The organism is Gemmiger sp. An194 (assembly GCF_002160145.1).
Taxonomy (GTDB): domain Bacteria; phylum Bacillota; class Clostridia; order Oscillospirales; family Ruminococcaceae; genus Allofournierella.
The window spans coordinates 51,956-75,594 of record NZ_NFKA01000013.1; the positions used below are offsets into that span (position 1 = coordinate 51,956).

A 23,639-nucleotide genomic window follows, 5' to 3' on the forward strand; every position below is an offset into this window, starting at 1 on the left:
CCAAATATGCAAAAGCCCTCCGCCGCGGAGTTTTCCACGGCGGAGGGCTTTTGTTGTTGAAAATCCGTTTGCCTTTTTATTGCTCCAGCTCCAGGACCACGGCCTGCCAGGGCTGGGCGGCGTACCGGTCAAACCCCGGCTGCGGACCACCCTCCCGGTTGTTGAGCAGCACCTGTTGGATGGTCCCCGGCAGCGCCAGACTGCAGGGCAGCTCGCTCAGGTTGCAGACCACCAGCAGTGTTTTGCCGCCGCCGGTGCGGCGGTAGGCCATCAGGCCTTCTTCCTCCTCCAGCACCGGCTCACAGTTGCCCCACACCAGAGCTTCCTCCCATGCGGGGTCCTTGCGCAGGGCCAGCAGCTTTTTGTACCAGTTCAGCACCGAATCCGGTCGGGCCTGCTGCTCCTCGGCGTTGATGCGGGTGTAGTTGGGATTTACACTGATCCAGGGCGTTCCGGTGGTGAAGCCGGCGTTTTTCCCTCCCGTCCACTGCACCGGGGTGCGGGCATTGTCCCGGCTGTACTGGGCACAGACGGCCAGCGCCTGGGCCTTGGTCAGCCCCAGTGCCAGGCAGGCCGCATACTCGCCGTGGGTACTCACGTCATCCACGTCCTCAATGCGTTCAAATCTGGTGTTGGTCATACCCAGCTCCTGCCCCTGATACAGGAACGGAATGCCCCGCAGCAGCACGCTGGCGGTGGCCAGGCAGGTTTTGGCCTGCTCGCTGTCCTGCGCGTTCTTCGGCAGATACTGGCTCACGCCCCGGGGCTCGTCGTGATTTTCGATGATATTGGCGAGGAAGCCCACGCCCGCCGCCTGCCGCTGGGAGCCAAAGCAGGCATCCCGGTACTGGGTGGTGGTGGGCTGCTTTGCCCGGGCCCAGCCCTGCGAGTCCTTGCCCAGGCAGGTGGGCGCGAAGTCAAACATGGTGGAGAAGTGCCCCTCCGGGCCGATGAATTCCGCCAGCCGGTCGGGGTCGGTGTCGAACACCTCGCCCACCGTAAAGGCCTTGTGGGGAGCGAAGGTCTCCCGCTTCATCTCCTCCAGAAATACGCTGAGGCCCTCAGCCACGCCGGGCTCCGAAAGCATCCGGCGGCAATCGGAAAGACCGTCCGGCCGGTCTACCGGGTAATCCCGGAAGGCCAGGTCCTTTTTGATGTTCACAATGGCATCGATACGGAAGCCCGCCACGCCCTTGTCCAGCCACCAGTTGATCATGTTGTAGATCTCCCGGCGCAGGGCCGGGTTCTCCCAGTTCAGGTCCGGCTGCTTTTCATGGAAAAGATGCAGATAGTAAAGATCGCTCCGGCCGGGCACCAGACTCCAGACGCTGCCGCCGAAGTATCCCCGCCAGTTGCAGGGCGGCTTGCCGTCCTTGCCCTTGCGGAAGTAGAAATACTGTCCATAGGGGCCTTCCGGGTCCGCCACTGCCTTTTTGAACCAGATATGCTCATCCGAGCAGTGGTTTACCACCAGATCCATCACCAGACGGATGCCCCGCCGTTTGGCCTCTGCCAGCAGACGGTCCATGTCCTCCATGGTGCCGAAGCGGGGATCGATGGCCTGATAATCCGAGATATCGTAGCCCTGGTCCGCCAGCGGACTCTGGTACACCGGCGAAAGCCAGAGAATATCCACGCCCAGGTCCTTCAGATAATCCAGCTTGGCGGTGATGCCGGGCAGATCGCCCACACCGTCGCCGTTGGAATCGTAAAAGCTTTTCGGCCAGATCTGGTAAGCCGCTTTGTTATGCCACCATTGCCGTTCCACAGGTCTGCACGCTCCTTTTTTGGAATCGTTTTCAGGCCCATTATAAACACCGGCGGCGGCCTTTGCAAGTCTTTTGCCCGTTTCCGGTAAATTTCCGGGAACGACTTATTCCACGGTCACGCTCTTGGCCAGGTTGCGGGGCTTATCCACGTCGCAGCCCCGCAGCACGCTCATGTAGTAGGCGAACAGCTGCAGCGGCACGATCATCAAAAGCGGCATGAAGACGCTTTCCAACCGGGGCAGGCGCACCACGTAGTCCGCCGCACCCTCGGGCACCACTGTCTCCTCCTTGCACAGCAGGATCACCCGGGCGCCCCGGGTCTTGACCTCTTTCACGTTGCTCAGAGTCTTTTCAAATACGTCGTCCTGGGTGGCCAGAGCGATCACCGGAGTCCCGTCGGTGATCAGCGAGATGGTACCGTGCTTGAGCTCGCCCGCGGCGTAAGCCTCGCTGTGCACATAGCTGATCTCCTTCAGCTTCAGGCTGCCCTCCAGCGACAGAGAGTAATCGAAGCCCCGGCCCATGAAGAACAGGTCGGTGCTGTTCATGAACTGGCTGGCCAGATACTGGATCTGATCGCAGTTTTCCAGCAGGGGCTGCTGCAGGGCGGGAGCCTTTTGCAGCTGCTCGGTCAGATAGCCCACCTCATGCTGGTCCAGGGTGCCCCGGGCCAGTGCCAGCCGCAGCGCCAGCAGATACATCACCGCCAGCTGTACGCTGTAGGCCTTGGTGCTGGCCACCGCAATCTCCGGACCGGCATGGGTGTAGAGGGTCCAGTCCGCCGCACGGGCGATGGAGGAGCCCACCACATTCACCACGGCCAGGGTCTTTGCGCCCTTTTCCTTGGCCAGCTTCAGTGCGGCCAGAGTGTCCAGCGTCTCGCCGCTCTGGCTGATGATGACCACCAGATCCCCCGGATGCAGGATGGGGTCGCTGTAGCGGAATTCGCTGGCGATCTGGGTGAAGGCAGGCAGCCGAGCCATCTTTTCAATGGCGGTACGGCCCACCATGCCCGCGTGCATGGCGGTGCCGCAGCCCACGATATGGATGCTGGTCAGCCCCTTCAGATATTCATCGGTCAGGCCGCACTCGCTCAGATCGGGCAGGCCGTCCTTGATGCGGGGGCCGATGGTGGCCTGCAGAGCCGCCTGCTGCTCATGGATCTCCTTGAGCATGAAGTGGGGGTAGCCGCCCTTTTCCGCGGCCTCCATCTCCCACTGGGCCTCCATGCGGGGCCGCTCCACCGGCTGACCCAGCCGGTCAAACAGGCGGATGCTGTCCGGCTTCAGCTCTACCATATCGCCCTCCTCCAGGGCAATATAGGTGCGGGTATGGCGCAGCAGCGCGGGGATGTCGCTGGCCAGAAAGTTCTCGCCCTCGCCGCAGCCCACGATAAGCGGACTGTCCTTCCGCGCGCCGTAGATCACGCCCGGACGGTCCCGGAACAGGATGGCAAGGCCGTAGCTGCCCCGCACCTGAGCCAGCGTACGGCGCATGGCATCCAGCGGGTCGCCCTGATAGTTATGGTCCATCAGCTTGACCAGTACCTCACTGTCGGTCTCACTGCAGAATTTATAGCCTTTGCGGACCAGATATTCCCGCAGCTCGACATAGTTCTCGATGATGCCGTTGTGGACCAGACTCACCCGGGCCGCGGAGTGGGGATGACTGTTCACATCGCTGGGCGCACCGTGGGTGGCCCAGCGGGTGTGACCAATGCCGCAGCCGCTGTCCGGCAGATGCAGCCCGGCCAGTTTTTCCTCCAGGGCGCTCAGCCGTCCCTGGGCCTTGGCCACCCGGATGCCATCCGGATAGCTCAGCGCCACGCCCGCCGAATCGTAACCCCGGTATTCCAGTTTATGAAGACCTTCCAGCAGCACATCCAGGCTGCCGGCTTTTCCCGAATATCCAACGATGCCGCACATGGCCATCGCCTCCTATGCTGAAAATATAAATTTTGTGCACGTTTTTACAAAACATGTGTTTCAGTATATCATATGCCGGCCGTATTTTCAATTTCATCCGCAACATTTATATTTTCATACATATTTTTTTGACGCAGCCGCCCGGTACTTGGGCAATATCCCCGCGAAAAGAGCAAAACAAAAGCCGCCGCCCAAACGGGCGGCGGCCTTGCAGATGCTCAATCAGGCAAAAAGCAGAACTTACTTCAGCTCGATCTTGGCGCCGGCTTCTTCCAGCTTCTTCTTCATTTCCTCGGCGTCAGCCTTGGAAGCAGCTTCCTTCAGGGTCTTGGGAGCGTTGTCAACCAGCTCCTTGGCCTCCTTCAGGCCCAGACCGGTAGCTTCCTTAACAGCCTTGATAACGGCCATCTTGTTGGCGCCAACCTCAGCCAGCACAACGTCGAACTCGGTCTTCTCCTCAGCAGCGGGAGCAGCAGCGCCAGCAGCAGCGGGAGCGGCAGCAGCCACGGCGGAAACGCCGAACTCCTCGCAGTAGGTGTCGATCAGTTCCTTCAGCTCCAGAACGGTCAGCTCTTTAACAGCGTCAATGATTTTGGTGATTTTCTCAGAAGCCATTGTCATATACCTCCAATGTACTTAATTTTAAAATGATGTTCGTTCAGCGGCAGCGCTTATACGCACCGCCCGGACGGGGATTTGCGTAACTTACGCAGCGGGCTCTTCCTCGCACTTGTCGGCGTAGGCCTGCATAGCAACGGCCAGACCGCTGAGGGTGCTGGTGAGAGCGCCAGCAAACATGGACAGCATGCCTTCGCGGTTGGGCAGCTTAGCAATGGCCTCAACCTCTTCCTTGGGCATAACAGAGCCTTCCATGTAGCCGATCTTCACGCTGTAAGCGCCCTTGGACGCCTCGGCGTACTTGCACAGGATGCGGGCAGCAGCCATGGGATCCTCGTGGGAGATGGCAATAGCGGTGGTGCCTTCCAGCACTTCGCTCATAGCCTCCAGCTCGGTATCCTTCAGGGCCAGACGCAGCATGGTGTTCTTCACAACCGCATACTCAACGCCAGCCTCACGCAGCTCCTTACGCAGCTTGGTATCGTCGGCCACGCTGATGCCTTTGTAGTCAACGACCACACCGGCAACGGAGGCGGCGATCTTCTCCTTCAGAGCGGCAACATAAGCCTGCTTCTCGCTCAGAATCTTTGCACTGGGCATTTCGTTTCACCTCGTTTCAAACCTTCGTAACTTCTACTTCGCACAAAAAGCCCCTTTCCCAGCTTGGCCGAGAAAGGGGCATAAACATACACAAGGCAAATTTACGCGGCTTCTCGGCAGGCGGGCGGGATGGCCTCTTATGCTCCTTATATCACATGAGCACCTGCTGTCTTAAAAACAGCATGAATAGTATACCGCAAAGCGCGCGGGTTTGTCAAGTGCTTTTTGCGATTTTTCGCAAAAAAGCCGCCCCGCGTTTTGCGCGGGGCAGCGAACTGCTCACTCGCAGCCGTCGGGCTGTGATTAGCCGCCGAACTTGGCGCCGTTCATCTTGATGCCAGGGCCCATGGTGGTAGCCACGGTGGCGCTCTTGATGTACTGGCCCTTCGCAGCAGCAGGCTTAGCCTTCACGATGGCGTCCATCACGGTGCGCAGGTTCTCGCCCAGCTTCTCAGCGCCGAAGCTGGCCTTGCCCACGGGCACGTGGATGATGTTCTGCTTGTCCAGACGGTACTCGATCTTACCGGCCTTGGCTTCGGTAACAGCGCGGCCGATGTCGGGAGTAACGGTGCCGGCCTTGGGGTTGGGCATCAGGCCACGGGGACCCAGAACCTTACCCAGACGGCCAACCTGGCCCATCATGTCGGGGGTGGTAACCAGAACGTCGAAGTCAACGAAGCCTTCGTTCTGGATCTTGGCGATCAGGTCAGCGTCGCCAACCATCATAGCGCCAGCTTCCTCGGCAGCCTTGGCAGCGTCGCCTTTGCAGATGGCGATAACGCGCACGTCGCGGCCGGTACCGTGAGGCAGCACAACAGCGCCGCGGACCTGCTGGTCAGCGTGGCGGCTGTCAACGCCCAGGCGGACGTGCAGCTCAACGGTCTCATCAAACTTGGCCTTGGCGGTCTGGCAGCACAGAGCCAGAGCCTCGTCGGCCTCATACAGCTTAGAGCGGTCGATCAGCTTGGCGCTGTCGACATAGTGTTTACCATGTTTCATTACTTTTTCCTCCTGTGTGGTCTATCGGATTTAAGTTCCTCCCACGAATCCAGCGGGGTGATTACTCGGTTACGGTAACACCCATGCTGCGGCAGGTGCCGGCGATCATGCTGACAGCGCTTTCCAGGTTGGCAGCATTCAGGTCGGGCATCTTGGTCTTGGCGATCTCTTCCAGCTGAGCCTTGGTGATGGTGGCCACCTTGGTCTTGTTGGGAACGCCGGAACCGCTCTCGATGCCGCAGGCCTTCTTGATCAGCACGGGGGCCGGAGGAGTTTTGGTGATGAAGCTGAAGGAACGGTCAGCATACACGGTGATTACAACGGGGATGATGTAGCCCATGTCCTTCTGGGTACGCTCGTTGAATTCCTTGGTGAACGCCATGATGTTCACGCCGTGCTGGCCCAGAGCGGGACCAACAGGGGGAGCCGGAGTCGCTTTGCCGGCGGGGATCTGCAGCTTAATATAGCCAGTTACTTTTTGCGCCATTTTAAATGCACCTCCAAAATTTGTGGTAAGCTAGCGGGCCGGGCTTATCCGGCCCTCCCACGGGCACCGGCAACCGCCAGCGCCCTATAAAAACCGCATCTAGCGGCTCTTACCATAAGGGTTTTTGCTGTCACAGGGGTTTGACCTGATCCAGCTCCAGTTCTGCGGGCGTTTCGCGCCCGAACATCGAGACCTTCACGCGCACCTTGCGATGCTCCATGTCGATCTCTTCCACGAGACCCACGAAGCCCTCCAGAGGACCAGCGTTGATCTCCACATTGTCGCCCACTTCGTAGTCCACAGTGGGCTCGGCCACGGTCTCCACGCCCAGCTTGTCCACCTCTGCCTGAGACAGGGGCACCGGCTTGGACGAGGGGCCCACGAAACCGGTCACACCGCGGCAGTTGCGAACGATGTACCAGCTTTCGTCGGTCATGACCATCTTCACCAGCACATAGCCGGGGAAGATTTTGCGCTCAACCATGCGCTCCTTGCCGTCCTTGATTTCGGGTTCCATCATAACGGGAACCTTCACTTCATGGATCAGATCCTGCAGGCGGCGGTTGGCCACGATGGTCTCAAGGTTCTGTGCCACTTTGTTTTCATAACCGGAATAGGTATGCACAACATACCACATTGCCTGTTCTGCCATACGTTTACTCCCTTCCGCTTTTCAGGATGCGGCCGCTTACAGGTTTGCAGCGGCCTGCAGCACCAAATGCATGACCTCGCCGAACAGCAGGTCAAGCAGCAGGATGACGATAGCAGAAACAATCATAACCACCAGCACCACGATGCTGTTGTTGATGATCTGGCTCTTGGAGGGCCAAACCACCTTTTTCAGTTCGCTCTTGGTGTCGCGGAAGAACTTCCCGATCCCTTTGAACCAATTTTTGACTTTAGCAAAAAAACCGGGCTTCTTGGCAGTATTTTCAGCCATGGATGTTCCCGCCTTTCTTACTTGGTCTCACGATGGACAGTATGCTTCTTGCAGAAACGGCAATACTTCTTCATCTCCAGCCGGTCGGGGCTGTTCTTCTTGTTCTTCATGGTGTTGTAGTTGCGCTGTTTGCACTCAGTGCAGGCCAGGGTGATTTTCACTCTCATTTGTCTTCGGCACCTCCATTTAACGGTTTGTTTAGCCTCCCTCGTGCTTGCAGGCCGTACCCTGAAAAAAGGCACAAAAAAATAAGCCTGCAAAATGAGGTGTAATCATCATAGCACATCCCGCCGGGGCCGTCAATACCAATCCCACAGATTTTTTTGCGGCCTGCCGCCAAGGCTTTTACCTTTTGCCCATAGCCTGCCCGGCATTTTTATGGTATTATTAGAATACTTATGTGCAACCGCCCTTGACCGGTCTCTTTGGCCGGGTCAATGTTGGATCGATTTGTGTTGATTTCCTTGGAGAGAAAGGTCTTTGCAGCTATGAACAAACTGAATGTTGCGCTGCTGTTCGGCGGCGTTTCCAGCGAACACGAGGTGAGCCGCGTTTCGGCCAGCACCATCGCCCGGGCGCTCAAGCCCTCCTCGTACCATCTTTACACTGTGGGCATCACCAAGGATGGCCGCTGGCTGTATTACTCCGGCCCCATTGAAAAAATGGCGGACGGCAGCTGGGAGCAGGACCCCTCCTGCGTGCCCTGCATGATCAGCCCCGACCGCTCGGATCACGGCCTGGTGCTCTGCCGTCACGACGGCACCTGGGCGGTGCTGCCCATGGATGTGGTCATCCCCGCTCTGCACGGCAAGAACGGCGAGGACGGCACCATTCAGGGCCTGCTGGAGCTGGCGGGCATCCCCTATGTGGGCTGCGGCGTGCTGGCAAGCGCCGTCTGCATGGACAAAGCGGTGGCCAACACCCTGATGGATGCGGCGGGCATCGACCGCTGCGCCTGGGACTGGGCCAGCCGCTACGATTGCGCGGACTTTGACGCCCTGGAGGCCCGCCTGGCCGAAAAGCTCCACTACCCCATCTTCGTGAAGCCCGCCAACGCCGGCAGCAGCGTGGGCATCAGCAAGGCTGCAAATAAGGCCGAGCTGGAAAAGGCCATTCAGGTGGCTCTGGCTGAGGATAACAAGGTGGTCTTCGAGCGCTTTGTACAGGGCCAGGAGGTGGAGTGCGCGGTGATCGGCAACGAGGTCTGCGTTTCCACCCGCCCCGGCGAGATCCTGGCCAGCGAGGCATTCTACACCTACGAGGACAAATATGTGCTGGGCACCAGCCGAACCGTGATCCCCGCTCACCTGAGCGAGGAGGTGCTGGACAAGGTGAAGGCCCAGGCGGAAAAGGCCTACCGGGCTCTGGGCTGCGAGGGCCTGGCCCGGGTGGACTTCTTCGTGGAGAACGGCGACACCATTCTGCTCAACGAGATCAACACCCTGCCCGGCTTCACCTCCATCAGCATGTATCCCAAGCTGATGGAAGACGCGGGCAAACCCATCGACCAGCTGCTGGACGAACTGGTCGCCCTTGCGCTGCAGCGCGCGGGGGTCCGCCATGGATAAGCGGCCCATCGGCGTGTTCGATTCCGGCATGGGCGGTCTCACGGCGGTGCGCCAGCTGCAGGCCGTTCTGCCCGGCGAGGACATCGTCTACTTCGGCGACACCGGCCGGGTACCCTACGGCAGCCGAAGCCCGGAGACCATTCGCCAGTACGCCGAACAGGACATCCGCTTTCTGCTCAGCCAGGATGTAAAATTTCTGCTGGCCGCCTGCGGCACAGTGAGCAGCACGCTGCCCAAATCCTACACCGAGGCCCTGCCGGTGCCCTATGTGGGCGTGGTAGGCGCGGCGGTTTCCGCCGCGGCGGCAGCCACCAGAAACGGCCGCATCGGCGTGATCGCCACCCCGGCCACCATCCGCAGCCGCAGCTACGAGACCCGCATCCAAAGCATCCTGCCCGAGGCCCAGGTCTTCACCAGAAGCTGCCCCATGTTCGTGCCGCTGGTGGAAAACGGCTATGTGGGCCCCAATGACCCCATCACCACCGCCATCGCCCACGAGTATCTGGACGAGGTCCGCGCCAAAGGAGTGGATACCCTGATTCTGGGCTGCACCCACTATCCCCTGATCGCCCACATCATCGCCCAGGTGATGGGCCCGGATGTGACCCTGATCGACTCCGGCCGGGAGGCTGCCCTCAAGGCCCGGGATATGCTCGCCCGGCTGGACCTTCTGAGCGACGGCACCAAAAAAGGCGAAACCCGCTATTTTATGAGCGATTCCCCGGAGAGCTTCTCCGCGGCGGTTCGGCTGTTCATCGGCCCTCAGGGCGAGGGCACGGCCAGCCAGATCGCCATTGAGCAATACTGAACCCAAAAGGAGGTCCCCGCCCGTTTATGAACGAGGATTTTCTCATCCGCATCGACGGCCGGATGGAGCAGGCCGGCGAAACCGATTCGGTGGAGCTGATGACCCGCGGCAGCTTTGTGCGCCGGGGCGGCAGCTTCTTCATCACCTACAAAGAGAGCGAGACCACCGGCTATGCCGGCTGCACCACCACCGTGAAGGTGGCCGAGAATGCGCAGAAGGTGTCCATGCTGCGCTTCGGCCCCGCCGCCAGCCAGCTGATCATCGAAAAGGGCACCCGCCATCTGTGCCACTACGAGACCGGCTACGGCTCCATGACCCTGGGCGTGGCCGCCGACGAGATCGAAAGCCAGCTGTCCGACGAGGGCGGCCAGGTGAAGTTCAGCTACACGCTGGACGCCGACCAGGACACCGTGCTCAGCCGCAATCTGGTGACCATCACCGTGAAGCGGGCCGAGCGCACACCCCTTTGATTTGCTGTTCCCGGCGCGGCGCGCGCCTTCAAGTTTAAAAGGAAAGGAATACCGATCGATATGACCAATATGGAAAACGAATCCATGATCGCCGAGATGAAGGAAACCTACAAGAACTACAACCCCCGCAAGGATGCGCTGGACGAGGCCCGCGCCCTGCTGACTCAGGCCGCTCAGGCTGCCATGGCCGCCGGTGAGCTGCCCCAGACCGATCTGCCCGACTTCATCGTGGAGATCCCCGGTGATGTGAAGAACGGCGACGTGGCCAGCAACCTGGCCATGGCCGGCGCCCGCGTCTTCAAGAAGGCTCCCCGCCAGATCGCCGATGCCATTCTGGCCCATCTGCCCAGCCTGGAGAACAGCATCTTCTCCAAGGTGGAGGTGGCCGGCCCCGGCTTCATCAACCTGTTCCTGGCTCCGGGCTGGTTTGCCAGCGTGGTCTACGGCGCAACCCTGAACGAGCAGTACGGCCGCACCGATTTCGGCGAGGGCAAGAAGATCAACGTGGAGTTCGTTTCCGCCAACCCCACCGGCCCCATGCACCTGGGCAACGCCCGCGGCGGCGCGCTGGGTGACTGCCTGGCCGCTGTGATGGACTGGGCCGGTTACGATGTGACCCGTGAGTTCTACGTGAACGACGCGGGCAACCAGATCCAGAAGTTCGGCAAGAGCCTGTCCGCCCGTTACCTGCAGCACTTCAAGGGCGAGGAGGCCGTGCCCTTCCCCGAGGACGGCTACCAGGGCGAGGACATCAAGGTTCTGGCCACCGAATTTGCCTCCATCGAGGGTGACAAGTACGTGGACGCCGACGAGGAGACCCGCAAGCAGGCTCTGATCAACTACGGCCTGCCCAAGAACGTGGCCGGTCTGGAGCGTGACCTGGCCAAGTACCGCATCACCTACGATGTGTGGTTCCGCGAGAGCACCCTGCACGACTCCGGCGCAGTGCAGGCGGTGATCGACAAGCTGCTGGCCACCGGTGCCTGCTACAAGGCCGAGGACGGCGCCATCATGTACAAGAGCGCCCAGTACAGCGAGAAGTACGGCGCGGCCAACAAGCGCAAGGATGAGGACGAGGCCAAGGACGAGGTTCTGGTGCGTGCCAACGGCATTCCCACCTACTTCGCGGCGGATATCGCCTACCACTACAACAAGCTGGCCGTGCGCGGCTTCGATAAAGCCATCGACATCTGGGGCGCCGACCATCACGGCCACGTGGCCCGTATGAAGGGCGCCATGGACGCCGTGGGCCTGAACGGCGAGGATCTGGACGTGATCCTGATGCAGCTGGTCAAGCTGGTAAAGGACGGCCAGCAGGTGCGTATGAGCAAGCGGACCGGTAAGGCCATCACCCTGACCGACCTGCTGGACGAGGTGCCCATCGATTCCGCCCGCTTCTTCTTCAACCTGCGCGAGGCAGGCAGCCAGATGGACTTTGACCTGGATCTGGCCGTTAAGGAGGACAGCGAGAACCCGGTATACTACGTGCAGTACGCCCACGCCCGCATCTGCTCCATCGTGAAGAAGCTGGCCAGCGAGGGCATCTCCTACGAGGGTCATACCGCCTGGGCCGGTTACCAGTTCAGCGAGCCCGCCGAGCTGGAGCTGATCCGTGCCGTGAGCGCCTTCCCCGCTGAGATCGTGACCAGCGCCAAGAACTACGAGCCCGCCCGCATCACCCGCTACGTGATCGACCTGGCCGGCTCCTTCCACAAGTTCTACAACGCCTGCCGCATCAAGGACGCGGAGCCTGCCGCCCGTCAGGCCCGTCTGGCTCTGTGCCTGGCCGTGAAGCAGGTCATCGCCAACGTGCTGACCATGTTCAAGGTCACCGTACCCGAGAGCATGTAAGCAGTCTACAATCTGCAAGCAACATGTAAAAGGCCCGTTTCTGTGAAGGAAACGGGCCTTTCTTTCCCCACCGGACGCGAAGCGCGTGTTATAATAAAGAAAAAATGCTTTACCACCCGGAAAGGAAGTGTGTATATGCTTTGGTGTTCTCATTGTCAGTGCAGCGCGGCGGACAGCGCCCTGACCTGCCCGCAGTGCGGCGGGCCGCTGGAGCCGATGCCCCGCGCCAAATGGAATTTTTCTCTCAAGGACCGGCCCGGTCACCGTATGCCCCAGGACCCGGTCCATCTGACCAACCTGCCGGATTATGCACTGGCCGGAATGCTGGCCGAACTTCTGGAGGACAACGGTATCCCCAGCTTCCTGCAGGAATCCGGCACGCTGGGGCAGGCCTCCAGCACCTATCTGGGCACCTCCCTGCTGGGATATGATCTGTATGTGGAGCGCAGCCAGCTGCAGGAGGCAACGGAATGGATGAATGCCTTCCTGAATGCACCCGGCGACAATGTCGAAGCGGAGGATTCCGAATTCGCCGTTGACTGAGGCTCTGCTGCCTCGGCCGCTGCTTTGGCCAGTCTGCCAAAAATCTTTTTCCTGTTTTATGCAGATTGACAAAGCCCCCCTTCTGTTTCATAATAAAAGCCAGAGCGTCGCCCGGAAGCTTCCAATGCGTGCTCTGGCTTTTTCTGTGCCGCCACGGCACAGCCCAATGAGATTGTTAGGAGGAATCCCTTTATGCGTATGAAAGAAGGCAAGCTGGTACTGATCGGCGCCGGTATGGTGGGCAGCGCCACTCTGAACGCCATTCTGGCCCAGAGCGTGGTCAACGAGATCGTGGTGATCGACGCCAACGAGGACAAGGCCCTGGGCGAGGTGCTGGATGCTCTGCACACCACCTCTTTTGCCTATTCCACCAACACCACCATCCGGGTGGGCAGCTACGCCGACTGCGCGGATGCCTCCATCATCGTAATGACCGCCGGGCCCAGCATCCAGGCCGGTGACAACGACCGCCGGGTGCTGGCGGAGAAGAACATCGCTGTGATGGACGCGGTGATGGCTCAGATCACCCGCTACACCCGCAGCGCCATCCTGATCGTGGTCACCAACCCGGTGGACCTGGTCACCTACTTTGCCCAGACCAAATACAACTACCCTGCCGACAAGATCTTCGGCACCGGCACCCTGCTGGACACCGCCCGCATGCGTCAGCTCATCGCTGCCCAGTGCGATGTGGACTCCAAGAACGTGCATGGCTACCTGCTGGGTGAGCACGGCGAAAGCGCCTTCATCCCCTGGAGCATGGTGAATGTGGCCGGCATCCCGGTGGACGAGCTGCCCCGTGCCTTCGGCCTGAGCGCCGCGCTGGACAAGGAGAAAATTCTGGCGGACACCAAGGCCGCCGGTCTGCGGGTGCTGAAGCTGAAGGGCTTCACCTCCAGCGGCATTGCCCAGAGCGTGGCCCGTCTGGTGCGCGCCATCGTGCTGAACGAGCGCTGCGTGCTGCCGGTGAGCTGCGTGCTGCAGGGCGAGTACGACCTGGAGCAGGTTGCCATGAGCGTGCCCTGTGTGATCGGCGCCAACGGCCGTGAGCGGGTGCTGGAGATATCCCTGCTGCCGGAAGAGCAGGATCAGCTGGCCGCCTGCTGCGAGAGCCTGCAGAAGATGCTGCTGCAGCTGGGCCTGTAATTTCTGCCTCGAAAACAACAAAAAGCGCATCCCAGATGGGATGCGCCTTTCTTGTTTTCGAAAGCCGGGCAGGTTTTCCACAAACCTGCCCGGAGATTGTTTAAAAGTAGCTGCGAATCTGGAACTTATCCACCTTTTCCACCTTTTCCTCGATGAGGGCGGTGTGGTCCTCATTCCAGTGTACCGGAATGGCCTCGTTGCGGGTCAGCCGCAGCAGCTCATCCACCCGCTTGGTCTCCTCGGCGGTGTACATCAGGTAGGACACGCCCTCCCGCTTGGCGCGGCCGGTCCGGCCGATGCGGTGTGTGTAGTGCTCGTTGGCGCCGGGCACATCGTAGTTGACCACCGCGTCCACATCGTCTACGTCGATGCCGCGGGCGGCCACGTCGGTGGCCACCAGAACGGCAATGTTGCCCTCACGGAAGCTGGCCATGATCTTGTTCCGGTCACTCTGGGAAAGGTCGCCGTGCAGGCAATCCACCACAAAGTTCAGCCGGGCCAGCTGGTTGGTCAGGATGGCGGTGGTGAACTTGGTGTTGCAGAACACCATCACCCGCTTGTACTCGCCGGAGATGATGATCTGAGCCAGGTCCGCCAGCTTGTTGCGGCCGGTGGTCAGCAGCTTGTACTGGTGGATCTTGGGCTGGCTTTCCAGCACCGGCTGCACGCTGATCTCCTCGGCATCCCGCTGGTAGAGCCAGCCGATGTCCATCACCTCGCGGCTGATGGTGGCGCTGAACATGCACAGGCTTTTGCGGGCCTTCATGAAATCGATGATCCGGCGCACATCCTTGTAGAAGCCCATGTTCAGCATCTCGTCCGCCTCATCCAGCACGATGCTGGTCACGCCGCTCACATCGATGTTCTTGTGGTGCATGTGGTCCATCAGTCGGCCCGGGGTGGCCACCACGATCTGGCAGCCCTTCTTCAGCTTCTCGGCCTGACGCTGGATGTTGGCGCCGCCGTACACACAGACAATGCGCACCTTGGGCAGGAAATGGGCCAGCTCGGTGAGCTCCTCGGCGATCTGCTGGGCCAGCTCACGGGTGGGGGCCAGGATCACCGCCTGGGGCTTGTTGCTTTCGGGGTTGATCCGCTCAATGATGGGAATGCCGAAGGCGCAGGTCTTGCCGGTACCGGTGGGGGCCTTGGCAATTACATCCTTGCCGGCCATCATCACCGGAATGGCCTTCTCCTGTACCTCGGTCATCTCGGTGAAGCCCATACGCTCCACGGCCTGCAAAATTTCGGGGCTGCATTTCAGCTCACTGTATAACATAGTTTATTTACTCCGTTTCGTATATTCCCGCCCGGTCCCGTGCGCAGGCGCGCACCACCGGCCGCGGGGGTTTTCTTTTTTGTGCATACGTAATTATTATATCATGCCCGTGGCCGAAACGGAATAGCCCGCCTCCTGCCACCCGGGCAGCAAAAAGCCGCGGTCACCAACGGTGGCCACGGCTTTGCTTTTATTATGCGTGGGGCTCAGGCTGCCGGTTCAGAATCTCCATGAATTCCTCGCCGGTGATGGTCTCCCGCTCCATCAGGAAGGCGGCCAGCTCGTGCAGCTTGTCCACGTTGTCCTTCAGGATCTCCATGGCCTTGGCGTGGGCGGATTTGATCAGCTCCAGAACCTCCTGGTCGATCTTCTCCGCGGTGCCCTCGCTGCAGGCCAGCGAAGCGTCGCCGCCCAGATACTGGCTGTTCACGGTGGCCAGAGCCATCATGTCGAATTCCTTGCTCATGCCCAGCCGGGTGACCATGTTCCGGGCCAGCCGGGTGGCCTGCTCGATGTCGTTGGCTGCACCGCTGGTGTAGCTGCCGAAGATCAGCTCCTCAGCCGCACGGCCGCCGGTGAAGGTGGCGATCTTGTTGAAGGCCTCCTCACGGCTCAGCAGATTGGTCTCCTCCTCGGGCACCTGCAGGGTATAGCCCAGTGCGCCGGAGGTGCGGGGCACGATGGTGATCTTGGCCACCGGGGCGCTGTTGGTCTGCTTGGCTGCCACCAGCGCGTGGCCGATCTCGTGGTAGGCCACGATCCGCTTTTCTCTGGGGTTGAGCACCTTGTTCTTGCGCTGGTAGCCCGCGATGACGGTTTCCACCGCTTCCATCAGGTCGCTCTGGTTCACGATGCGGCGATTCTGCTTCACCGCCCGCAGCGCGGCCTCGTTCACCATGTTGGCCAGCTCGGCACCGGAAGCGCCGCTGGTGGCCCGGGCAATGGCCATGAAGTCCACGTTCTCGTCCACCATGACCTTTTTGGCGTGCACCTTCAGGATGGCGGCGCGGCCTTCCAGGTCGGGCAGCTCCACCGGGATGCGCCGGTCAAACCGGCCGGGGCGCAGCAGGGCTTTGTCCAGAGTCTCAGGCCGGTTGGTGGCCGCCAGGATGATAACGCCCTTGCTGCCGTCGAAGCCGTCCATTTCGGTGAGCAGCTGGTTCAAAGTCTGCTCACGCTCGTCGTTGCCGCCGCTGATGCCGGCCGCGTTGTCACGGCTCTTGCCGATGGTATCGATCTCATCGATGAACACGATGCAGGGGGCTTTCTCCGCCGCCTGCTTGAACAGATCGCGCACACGGGCCGCGCCCATGCCCACGAACATCTCCACGAATTCGGAACCGGCGATGCTGAAGAAAGGCACGCCCGCCTCACCAGCGACGGCCTTGGCCAGCAGGGTCTTACCGGTGCCCGGAGGGCCCACCAGCAGCGCGCCCTTGGGCAGGGTGGCACCGATGCTGTTGTACTTGCCGGGATTGTGCAGGAAGTCCACGATCTCGGCCAGGGCTTCCTTAGCCTCATCCTGCCCGGCCACATCCGCGAAGGTTTTGCCGGTCTGGGCCTCCACATACACCTTGGCATTGGATTTGCCGAAGCTCATGGCGTTGGGGCCGCCCATCTTTTTCATCATGAAGCGCATGAGCAGCTGGCCCAGCAGCACCATGAACAGCACCGGCAGCACCACGCTGAACAAAAGATTCATGATGGGCGAGGTCTTGGTGGGGATCACACCGCCGTATTCCACCTCACCGCCTTCCGGGTTCTTGGCTTCCAGCAGCCGCTCCACCCGGTCCGGGTCATTGACCAGTGCGGTCTGATAGATCCGCTCCCGGCCGTTTTCGTCCTGTGCCTGGTAGGTGATGGTTCCGCTGGAGGCATCCTCCTGCACCACGCTCACCTTGCCCTCCTCCAGATCGGTGACGAAGCGATTGTAGCTCACCTCGGTCACCGAACCGCGCATAATGTTGGGGAACACCAGCGCATTGAGCAAAAGCAGGATCAACACCGCGGCCACGTAGTAATAGATCAGTGCCTTTTTGGGGTTTTGGGGTCCTGTTGTTTTCATATTCACTCCGCCTTTTTCAAGTGGTATCAGTTCAAGTCTACTATTCTAGGATACATTCCCGATATGAAGAATATATGAACGTTTCTAAAAGATTTCGCGCGTGATTCAGGGCAGCTCCACTTCCCCCAGTTCCAGGGGTGTTTCGCCGTAGGGGTCCAGGGTAATTTGCAGGGTTTTTGTCTCCAGCTCCTCCGGGTCTACCTCCAGAATCAGCTCCACATCCCCGATGCAGCCCACCGGCACGCAGGGCTCTTTTTCCAGCGTGATGCTCTCGTCCCAGGGGTCCCACACATCCACCGCATATTCATGGCCCTTCGCCGGGCGCACCCCCAGATTCCATCCGGCCACATAAACATCCTGGTCGCTGTTGTTGGTGAGCACGAAGCGCAGGCGGTAATATTCATACCCCTCCTCTGCTCCTTCCGGCTGCACCGGCTCGATCTGCACTCCATCCATGGAGGCATACCAGCCGGGCGCGGTGCTCAGTGCGCTCAGGTGCATGGCACCCCAGATGCCGGTTCCCAGAATGGCCAGCACCAGCAGACCCGCCAGCACCCAAAGGCCCATTCCCTTCCGGGTATCCTCAATCATCGCCGGTCACCTCCTGGTCAAACTGCACGGCCACGCATGCCGCCTGCACGCTTTCGGTGTTGTAGTCCTCATTCTTTTCCAGCCAGTGCAGCCAGAGGGCGCCCTCGCTCACGGATTCCGGCACCAGGAAGTATACCCAACCCTCTTCCATGCCGGGGCCGCACAGCTCGTAGCCCTCCAGTGCCCGCATGGCCCATTCCGGATGCTCCTGCTCCAGCTGGTAGCTGCCCAGGCTGGGATAGTACACCCCGCCGCATTGCAGATAGAACGCCCCATCGCAGTCCCATGCGGCTTCGTTCAGAACGCCCAGGCTCACCGACGCCCGCACGATCTTTTCCCCCTGGGCGATGCCGGTGATCCGGCCCAGGGCCTCGCCCTGTCTGCCCACCTTTACGGCACGCTGATACGGCCCAAAGGCAAAGCTCTCATCCGCCTGCTGCATACTCTGCTGCGCGTCCGGCACATAGACCGCGTTCCGCCATTCCAGCTGACGGCCCCGCAGCCAGAAAAACGCCCCCTCTGCCAGCAGTACCACCAGCAGCAGTACACAGAGCACCAGTGGCAGCAGTCTTGCCGCGCCTGCGCTTTTCTGCTCCGGGAGCTGACCCGAAAAGCGGTCCGGCTCCTGCCAGGGCTCCTGCTCCAGCATTTGTGCGTTCCAGGCATCATATTCCGGTGCGTTTCGCTTCATGGACCCCGCCCCTCCTCTTCCGGCACATGCCCCGCCGGGGCAGCCGGTTTTCGTTTTCTTTTATTATACCGGTTTGAACAGATTCTGTCAGCAAAATGCATAAAGAAAACGCCGCCGGTGTTAACCGGCGGCGTTTGAAAAAGCGGGGATTTCGCGCTTACAGGGTGGAAATATCGATCAGCTCCACGTCGTCCAGGGTGGCTCCGCTGCGCAGGGTCTCCACCAGCACCTTGGCGGTATCGATGGCGGTCAGGCAGGGCACGCTCAGCTCCACGGCCTTGCGGCGCATCTTCACGCTGTCCAGATCCGGGTCACGGCCATGGTCAGAGGTGGAGATCACGTAGTCCACCAGACCGCTTTCCAGCAGGTCCAGAATGTTGGGATGCTCGTCGCTGATGCGGCGCACGGTGTTGCAGGCAATCATGTTGCTGTTCAGGGTCTTGGCGGTACCGCTGGTGGCATAGAGCTTGTAGCCCATGTCCTTCAGCTGCCAAGCGGTGTCCAAGATCTCCAGCTTGTCCGCGTTCTTCACGGTGATCAGGCAGCAGCTGCCGCTGCGGGGCTTCTGGAACTTGTAGCCAGCGCCCACCAGGCCCTTCAGCAAAGCCTCGCTGAAGGTGCGGGCGATGCCCAGTACCTCGCCGGTGCTCTTCATCTCGGGTCCCAGCTGGGTGTCCACGCCGTGCAGCTTCTCAAAGCTGAACACGGGCACCTTGACAGCCACATAGGGAGCGTCGGGACGGATGCCGGTGCCCCAGCCCATATCCTTCAGCTTCTCGCCCAGCATGCAGCGCACGGCCAGCTCCACCATGGGAACGCCGGTCACCTTGCTGATGTAGGGCACGGTACGGCTGGAACGGGGGTTCACCTCGATGACGTAGACCTGGTTGTTGTACACCACATACTGGATGTTCACCAGGCCCACCACCTTCAGCTCCTTGGCCAGGCGGCCGGTGTACTCCACCATCATCTGCTTGATGCGGGGAGACAGGGTGCGGGGCGGGTAAACGCTGATGGAGTCGCCGGAATGGATGCCGGCGCGCTCCACGTGCTCCATCATGCCGGGGATCAGGTAATCCTCGCCGTCGCAGATGGCGTCCACCTCACACTCGGTGCCCATCAGGTACTTGTCCACCAGAACCGGGTTCTCCATGTCGGTGTGCTCGGCGATGATGGCCATGTACTCGGTCACATCGTCCGGACCGTAGGCGATGATCATGTTCTGACCGCCCAGCACATAGCTGGGACGCAGCAGAACCGGGTAGCCCAGCTCGCTGCCCGCGGCCAGGGCCTGCTCGGTGGTGAAGACGGTGTGTCCCTTCGGGCGGGGAATGCCGCAGCGCTCCAGCAGCTCGTCGAAGCGCTCACGGTCCTCGGCCTCGTCGATGGCGTCCGCCGGGGTGCCCAGCAGCTTCACGCCCAGCTCGGTCAGGTGCTTGGTGAGCTTGATGGCGGTCTGGCCGCCGAACTGAACCACGCAGGCCCAGGGCTTCTCGGTCTCCAGGATGTTCTCCACGCTCTCGGGGTCCAGCGGGTCAAAGTACAACCGGTCGCCGGTGTCGAAGTCGGTGGAAACGGTCTCGGGGTTGTTGTTGGCGATCACGGCCTCGTAGCCGAACTTCTTCAGGGTCCATACGCAGTGTACGCTGCAGTAGTCGAACTCGATGCCCTGACCAATGCGGATGGGGCCGGAACCGAAGACCAGCACCTTCTTCTTGTCGGTGGGATGGTCGGCAATGAACTGAGCGGCCTCGTTCTCCTCGTCAAAGCTGGAGTAGAAGTAGGGGGTGCGGGCGGCGAACTCGGCGGCGCAGGTATCCACCATCTTGAAGCCGGCGCGCAGGCGGGCAGGCAGCTCGGTGCAGCCGCTGATGCGCTTAATGGCCTTGTCGGTGAAGCCCTGGCGCTTGGCCAGCTTGTACAGCTCCATGCTCATCTCGCCGGCGGCCAGACGCTTCTCGGTGTCGGCCAGCTTGGCCAGCTTGGACAGGAACCAGTAGTCGATCTTGGTGGCGGCGTAGATCTCCTCGAAATCAAAGCCGCGCTTGATGGCCTCGAACACCACGAAGCTGCGGTCAGAGTCGCAGACATGCAGCTTTGCACGGATCTCCTCGTCGCTGCACTCGGCCAGCGCGGGCAGGTCCATGGTATCCAGACCCAGCTCGATGGAGCGCACCGCCTTCATCAGGGCCTCCTCGAAGCTCTGACCGATGGCCATGACCTCGCCGGTGGCCATCATCTGGGTGCCCAGGTCCTTCTTGGCGTAAACGAACTTATCGAAGGGCCACTTGGGGAACTTGACCACGCAGTAGTCCAGCGCGGGCTCGAAGCAGGCGCAGGTCTGACCGGTGATGTCGTTGGTGATCTCGTCCAGGCTGTAGCCGATGGCGATCTTGGTGGCAACCTTGGCGATGGGGTAACCGGTGGCCTTGGAGGCCAGCGCGGAGGAGCGGCTCACGCGGGGGTTTACCTCGATGACCGCGTACTCGAAGCTGTCCGGCTTCAGGGCGAACTGGCAGTTGCAGCCGCCCTCGATGCCCAGCTCGGTGATGATGCGCAGCGCGGAGGAGCGCAGCATCTGATATTCCTTATCGGACAGGGTCTGGCTGGGAGCCACAACGATGGAGTCACCGGTGTGCACGCCCACGGGGTCGAAGTTTTCCATGTTGCAGACGGTGATCACGTTGCCCTTGCCGTCCCGCATTACTTCGTACTCGATCTCTTTCCAGCCGGCGATGCACTTCTCGATCAGCACCTGATGGATGGGAGACAGGCGCAGACCGTTGGTGCCGATCTCGCGCAGCTGGGCCTCATCCTCACAGATGCCGCCGCCGGTGCCGCCCATGGTGAAGGCGGGGCGCACGATCACGGGGTAGTCGATCTCCTTGGCGAAGGCCAGAGCGTCGTCCAGGTTCTCCACCACCTTGCTGGGGATGCAGGGCTCGCCCAGCTTCTCCATGGTGTCCTTGAACAGCTGACGGTCCTCGGCCCGGTCGATGGTCTCGGGCTTGCAGCCCAGCAGACGCACGCCCTCGGCCTCCAGGAAGCCTTCCCGGGCCAGGGTCATGGCCATGTTCAGGCCGGTCTGGCCGCCCAGGTTGGGCAGGATGGAGTCCGGCTTTTCCTTGCGGATAATGCGCTTGATGACCTCGGGGGTCATGGGCTCCACATATACCCGGTCGGCGATGTTGGGGTCGGTCATGATGGTGGCGGGGTTGGAGTTCACCAGCACCACCTCGATGCCCTCGGCCTTCAGCGCACGGCAGGCCTGGGTGCCGGAGTAGTCGAACTCGGCCGCCTGGCCGATGATGATGGGGCCGGAGCCGATCACCAGAACTTTTTTAATGCTCGTATCCTTTGGCATGGCTCAGCAGCCTCCCTTCATCATGTCCACAAATTCATCAAACAGGTAGTCGGTATCCTTGGGGCCGCCGCAGGCTTCCGGGTGGAACTGCACGGTGAAGCAGTCCATGTTGTTGTAGCGGATGCCTTCCACGGTGCCGTCGTTGGCGTTCACGTGGCTCACCTCGCCCAGGGCTTTGTCCAGGCTGTCGCCCACCACGGCATAGCCGTGGTTCTGGCTGGTGATGTAGGTGCGGCCGTGGGCCAGATCGGTGACCGGCTGGTTCACACCGCGGTGACCGTACTTCAGCTTTTCGGTCTTGGCGCCCTTAGCCAGCGCCATCAGCTGATGGCCCAGGCAGATGCCGAAGATGGGCAGGCCCAGCTTGGCGATCTCTTTCAGGTTCTCGATGATCTCCACGTTTTCCGCCGGGTCGCCGGGGCCGTTGGAGAGCATGATGCCGTCCAGACCCATCTCCTTGAGCTGGCTGGCGGTGGTGGTGGCGGGCACAACGCTCACCTTGCAGTTCCGCTTGACCAGGCTGCGCTGGATGTTGTTCTTGCAGCCGAAGTCGAACAGGGCCACGTGGTACTTGCCGCCCTCGTTGAGCACACAGGTCTCGGTGCGGGTCACGTTGGCCACAGCCTCGGTCACGTTGTACTCCCGGATGGCCTTCATCAGGGCCTCGTCCGCCAGAGCCTCCTCGGCGGTGGCGTACTCGGTGGTGAGCGCGCCGTTCATAACGCCGCTCTCACGCAGCAGGCGCACCAGGCTGCGGGTGTCGATGCCCGCCAGACCGATGATGTTCTGCTCCTTCAGGTACTGATCCAGAGTCTTTTTGCAGCGGAAGTTGCTGGGCGCGTCGCACAGCTCGCGCACGATATAGCCAAAGGCCCAGATGCGGCCGGACTCCGCGTCCTCGCCGTTGATGCCGTAGTTGCCCACCAGAGGATAGCTCTGGGTGATGATCTGACCGTAGTAGCTGGGGTCGGTCAGGGTCTCTTCGTAGCCCACCATGCCGGTGTTGAACACCACCTCACCCACGCGGGTGCCGGTAGCGCCGAACTGCTGGCCTTCCAGCACGGTTCCGTTGGCCAAAACCAAAAATGTTTTCAAGGCTCTAATCCCTCGCTTTCAGCGTTGTTGCAAAATGGTTGCCCTTGCGTGACAAAGGCCGGCCCGGCCGGGCAAAAAAGCACCCGGTCGGGCTCAGAAAAGTGATCACAGGGTCTGCTTTGCCTGCTCCTTCATCTTGCGGCTGCCCAGGTGCACCAGAGGCAGCTTGCCCTCCTTGCAGATGGGGCACTCCTCGGGCAGGTAGTTGGGCAGGTCCAGCTTGGCAGCGCTGGCCAGGATGGGAATGGGAGAGGGAGCTTCGGCCTTGGTGCGGTCCACCACGCAGACGATGCCCAGGCACTCGCCGCCGGCCTCTTCGATCACGCGCTTGGTCTCCAGGCTGGAGATACCGGTGGTCACCACGTCCTCGGCGATGATGCACTTCTCGCCGGGCTTGATGGCGAAGCGCTTCAGGGTCATCACATTGTCCACACGCTCGGTGAAGATGGCGCGCTTGCCCAGCTGGCGGCCCAGCTCGTAGGCGTACACGATGCCGCCCATGGCGGGACCGACGATCAGGTCAATGTCCATATCCTTCAGCTGCTCAGCCACGTTCGCCATTACCTTGGCGCACTGGTCGGGGTACTGCTGCAGGAAAGCCATCTGGCAGTAGGCGCTGGAATGGCGGCCGCTGCTCAGCAGGAAGTGGCCCTCCAGAAAGGCTTCGCACTCTTTCAAGATCTCGATGGTGTTGTTCATGATAACCTCTCCTCTACTCTATCTGAAAACAATTGATAACTGTTCTGCCTTCGGCAGTTTTTATACCGCCGGTTTTAAATCAGCCGAATTTTACACAAAGCTGCCGATCAAAAATTGGATGAATTTTGCGC

The 23,639-nt window shown here is 60.9% G+C and carries 22 protein-coding genes; 6 read left to right on the forward strand and 16 right to left on the reverse strand.

What is annotated here, in order from left to right:
* Positions 1-76 precede the first annotated feature (76 nt).
* The 9 genes from B5F28_RS09375 to rpmG all read right to left on the reverse strand — a co-directional run bounded on the left by B5F28_RS09375 (position 77) and on the right by rpmG (position 7,505).
* Entirely contained in the window at positions 77-1,768 is a 1,692-nt protein-coding gene (locus tag B5F28_RS09375) for an alpha-glucosidase (RefSeq protein WP_087295552.1), read from the reverse strand.
* Between the two features lie 105 nt (positions 1,769-1,873).
* Positions 1,874-3,694, reverse strand: a complete 1,821-nt coding sequence (gene glmS / locus B5F28_RS09380; RefSeq protein ID WP_087295554.1) for a glutamine--fructose-6-phosphate transaminase (isomerizing) — start codon at positions 3,692-3,694, stop codon at positions 1,874-1,876.
* Positions 3,695-3,934: 240 nt separating this feature from the next.
* On the reverse strand, positions 3,935-4,309 hold the full coding sequence (gene rplL, locus B5F28_RS09385; RefSeq protein WP_058963490.1) for a 50S ribosomal protein L7/L12: 375 nt from the start codon (positions 4,307-4,309) through the stop codon (positions 3,935-3,937).
* A gap of 90 nt (positions 4,310-4,399) precedes the next feature.
* Entirely contained in the window at positions 4,400-4,912 is a 513-nt protein-coding gene (gene rplJ, locus B5F28_RS09390; RefSeq protein ID WP_087295556.1) for a 50S ribosomal protein L10, read from the reverse strand.
* 303 nt (positions 4,913-5,215) lie between these two features.
* Positions 5,216-5,911 (reverse strand): 50S ribosomal protein L1, encoded by a 696-nt coding sequence (rplA, locus tag B5F28_RS09395; RefSeq protein WP_087181889.1) that lies wholly within the window; start codon positions 5,909-5,911, stop codon positions 5,216-5,218.
* Positions 5,912-5,972: 61 nt separating this feature from the next.
* On the reverse strand, positions 5,973-6,398 hold the full coding sequence (gene rplK, locus B5F28_RS09400; RefSeq protein ID WP_058963487.1) for a 50S ribosomal protein L11: 426 nt from the start codon (positions 6,396-6,398) through the stop codon (positions 5,973-5,975).
* A gap of 130 nt (positions 6,399-6,528) precedes the next feature.
* A complete protein-coding gene (gene nusG, locus B5F28_RS09405) occupies positions 6,529-7,050 on the reverse strand; it encodes a transcription termination/antitermination protein NusG (RefSeq protein ID WP_058963486.1) in 522 nt (173 codons plus the stop codon).
* 36 nt (positions 7,051-7,086) lie between these two features.
* Positions 7,087-7,338 (reverse strand): preprotein translocase subunit SecE, encoded by a 252-nt coding sequence (gene secE, locus B5F28_RS09410; RefSeq protein ID WP_087295558.1) that lies wholly within the window; start codon positions 7,336-7,338, stop codon positions 7,087-7,089.
* A 17-nt stretch (positions 7,339-7,355) separates the two neighbouring features.
* Positions 7,356-7,505, reverse strand: a complete 150-nt coding sequence (gene rpmG, locus B5F28_RS09415) for a 50S ribosomal protein L33 (protein WP_058963484.1) — start codon at positions 7,503-7,505, stop codon at positions 7,356-7,358.
* 321 nt (positions 7,506-7,826) lie between these two features.
* On the opposite strand from rpmG, the gene B5F28_RS09420 reads away from it, so the two are divergent.
* The 6 genes from B5F28_RS09420 (at position 7,827) to B5F28_RS09445 (ending at position 13,724) form a co-directional block, all read left to right on the forward strand.
* Positions 7,827-8,906, forward strand: coding sequence for a D-alanine--D-alanine ligase family protein (locus B5F28_RS09420; RefSeq protein ID WP_087295560.1), 1,080 nt, complete (start codon positions 7,827-7,829; stop codon positions 8,904-8,906).
* Complete coding sequence (gene murI / locus B5F28_RS09425) at positions 8,899-9,714, forward strand: glutamate racemase (RefSeq protein ID WP_087295562.1); 816 nt, start codon at positions 8,899-8,901, stop codon at positions 9,712-9,714. Before B5F28_RS09420 ends, murI begins: the two co-directional genes overlap by 8 nt.
* A 26-nt stretch (positions 9,715-9,740) precedes the next feature.
* Positions 9,741-10,184: a YwiB family protein gene (locus tag B5F28_RS09430; RefSeq protein ID WP_087295564.1), complete on the forward strand. Its 444-nt coding sequence runs from the start codon at positions 9,741-9,743 to the stop codon at positions 10,182-10,184.
* Between the two features lie 69 nt (positions 10,185-10,253).
* Positions 10,254-12,035 carry an arginine--tRNA ligase gene (gene argS, locus B5F28_RS09435; protein WP_481808393.1) on the forward strand — a complete coding sequence of 594 codons (1,782 nt, stop codon included), beginning with the start codon at positions 10,254-10,256 and terminating at the stop codon, positions 12,033-12,035.
* A 135-nt stretch (positions 12,036-12,170) separates the two neighbouring features.
* The gene (locus B5F28_RS09440) at positions 12,171-12,578 is read left to right on the forward strand and encodes a putative signal transducing protein (RefSeq protein ID WP_087295566.1); all 408 of its coding nucleotides are present in this window, start codon (positions 12,171-12,173) and stop codon (positions 12,576-12,578) included.
* 192 nt (positions 12,579-12,770) lie between these two features.
* Positions 12,771-13,724: an L-lactate dehydrogenase gene (locus B5F28_RS09445; RefSeq protein WP_087295568.1), complete on the forward strand. Its 954-nt coding sequence runs from the start codon at positions 12,771-12,773 to the stop codon at positions 13,722-13,724.
* A gap of 100 nt (positions 13,725-13,824) precedes the next feature.
* On the opposite strand, the gene B5F28_RS09450 is transcribed toward B5F28_RS09445, so the two are convergent.
* From B5F28_RS09450 to pyrE, 7 genes are all read right to left on the reverse strand, one after another.
* Entirely contained in the window at positions 13,825-15,003 is a 1,179-nt protein-coding gene (locus B5F28_RS09450; protein WP_087295570.1) for a DEAD/DEAH box helicase, read from the reverse strand.
* 193 nt (positions 15,004-15,196) lie between these two features.
* Entirely contained in the window at positions 15,197-17,068 is a 1,872-nt protein-coding gene (ftsH, locus tag B5F28_RS09455) for an ATP-dependent zinc metalloprotease FtsH (protein ID WP_087295572.1), read from the reverse strand.
* A gap of 105 nt (positions 17,069-17,173) precedes the next feature.
* Positions 17,174-17,659, reverse strand: coding sequence for a hypothetical protein (locus tag B5F28_RS09460; RefSeq protein ID WP_087295574.1), 486 nt, complete (start codon positions 17,657-17,659; stop codon positions 17,174-17,176).
* Positions 17,652-18,350, reverse strand: a complete 699-nt coding sequence (locus tag B5F28_RS09465; RefSeq protein WP_087295576.1) for a hypothetical protein — start codon at positions 18,348-18,350, stop codon at positions 17,652-17,654. The genes B5F28_RS09460 and B5F28_RS09465 overlap by 8 nt, the downstream gene beginning before the upstream one ends.
* A gap of 157 nt (positions 18,351-18,507) precedes the next feature.
* Positions 18,508-21,714, reverse strand: a complete 3,207-nt coding sequence (carB, locus tag B5F28_RS09470; protein WP_087295579.1) for a carbamoyl-phosphate synthase large subunit — start codon at positions 21,712-21,714, stop codon at positions 18,508-18,510.
* Positions 21,715-21,717: 3 nt separating this feature from the next.
* Positions 21,718-22,809: a carbamoyl phosphate synthase small subunit gene (locus B5F28_RS09475; RefSeq protein ID WP_087295581.1), complete on the reverse strand. Its 1,092-nt coding sequence runs from the start codon at positions 22,807-22,809 to the stop codon at positions 21,718-21,720.
* Between the two features lie 105 nt (positions 22,810-22,914).
* Complete coding sequence (pyrE, locus tag B5F28_RS09480) at positions 22,915-23,508, reverse strand: orotate phosphoribosyltransferase (protein ID WP_087295583.1); 594 nt, start codon at positions 23,506-23,508, stop codon at positions 22,915-22,917.
* Positions 23,509-23,639: the final 131 nt, after the last annotated feature.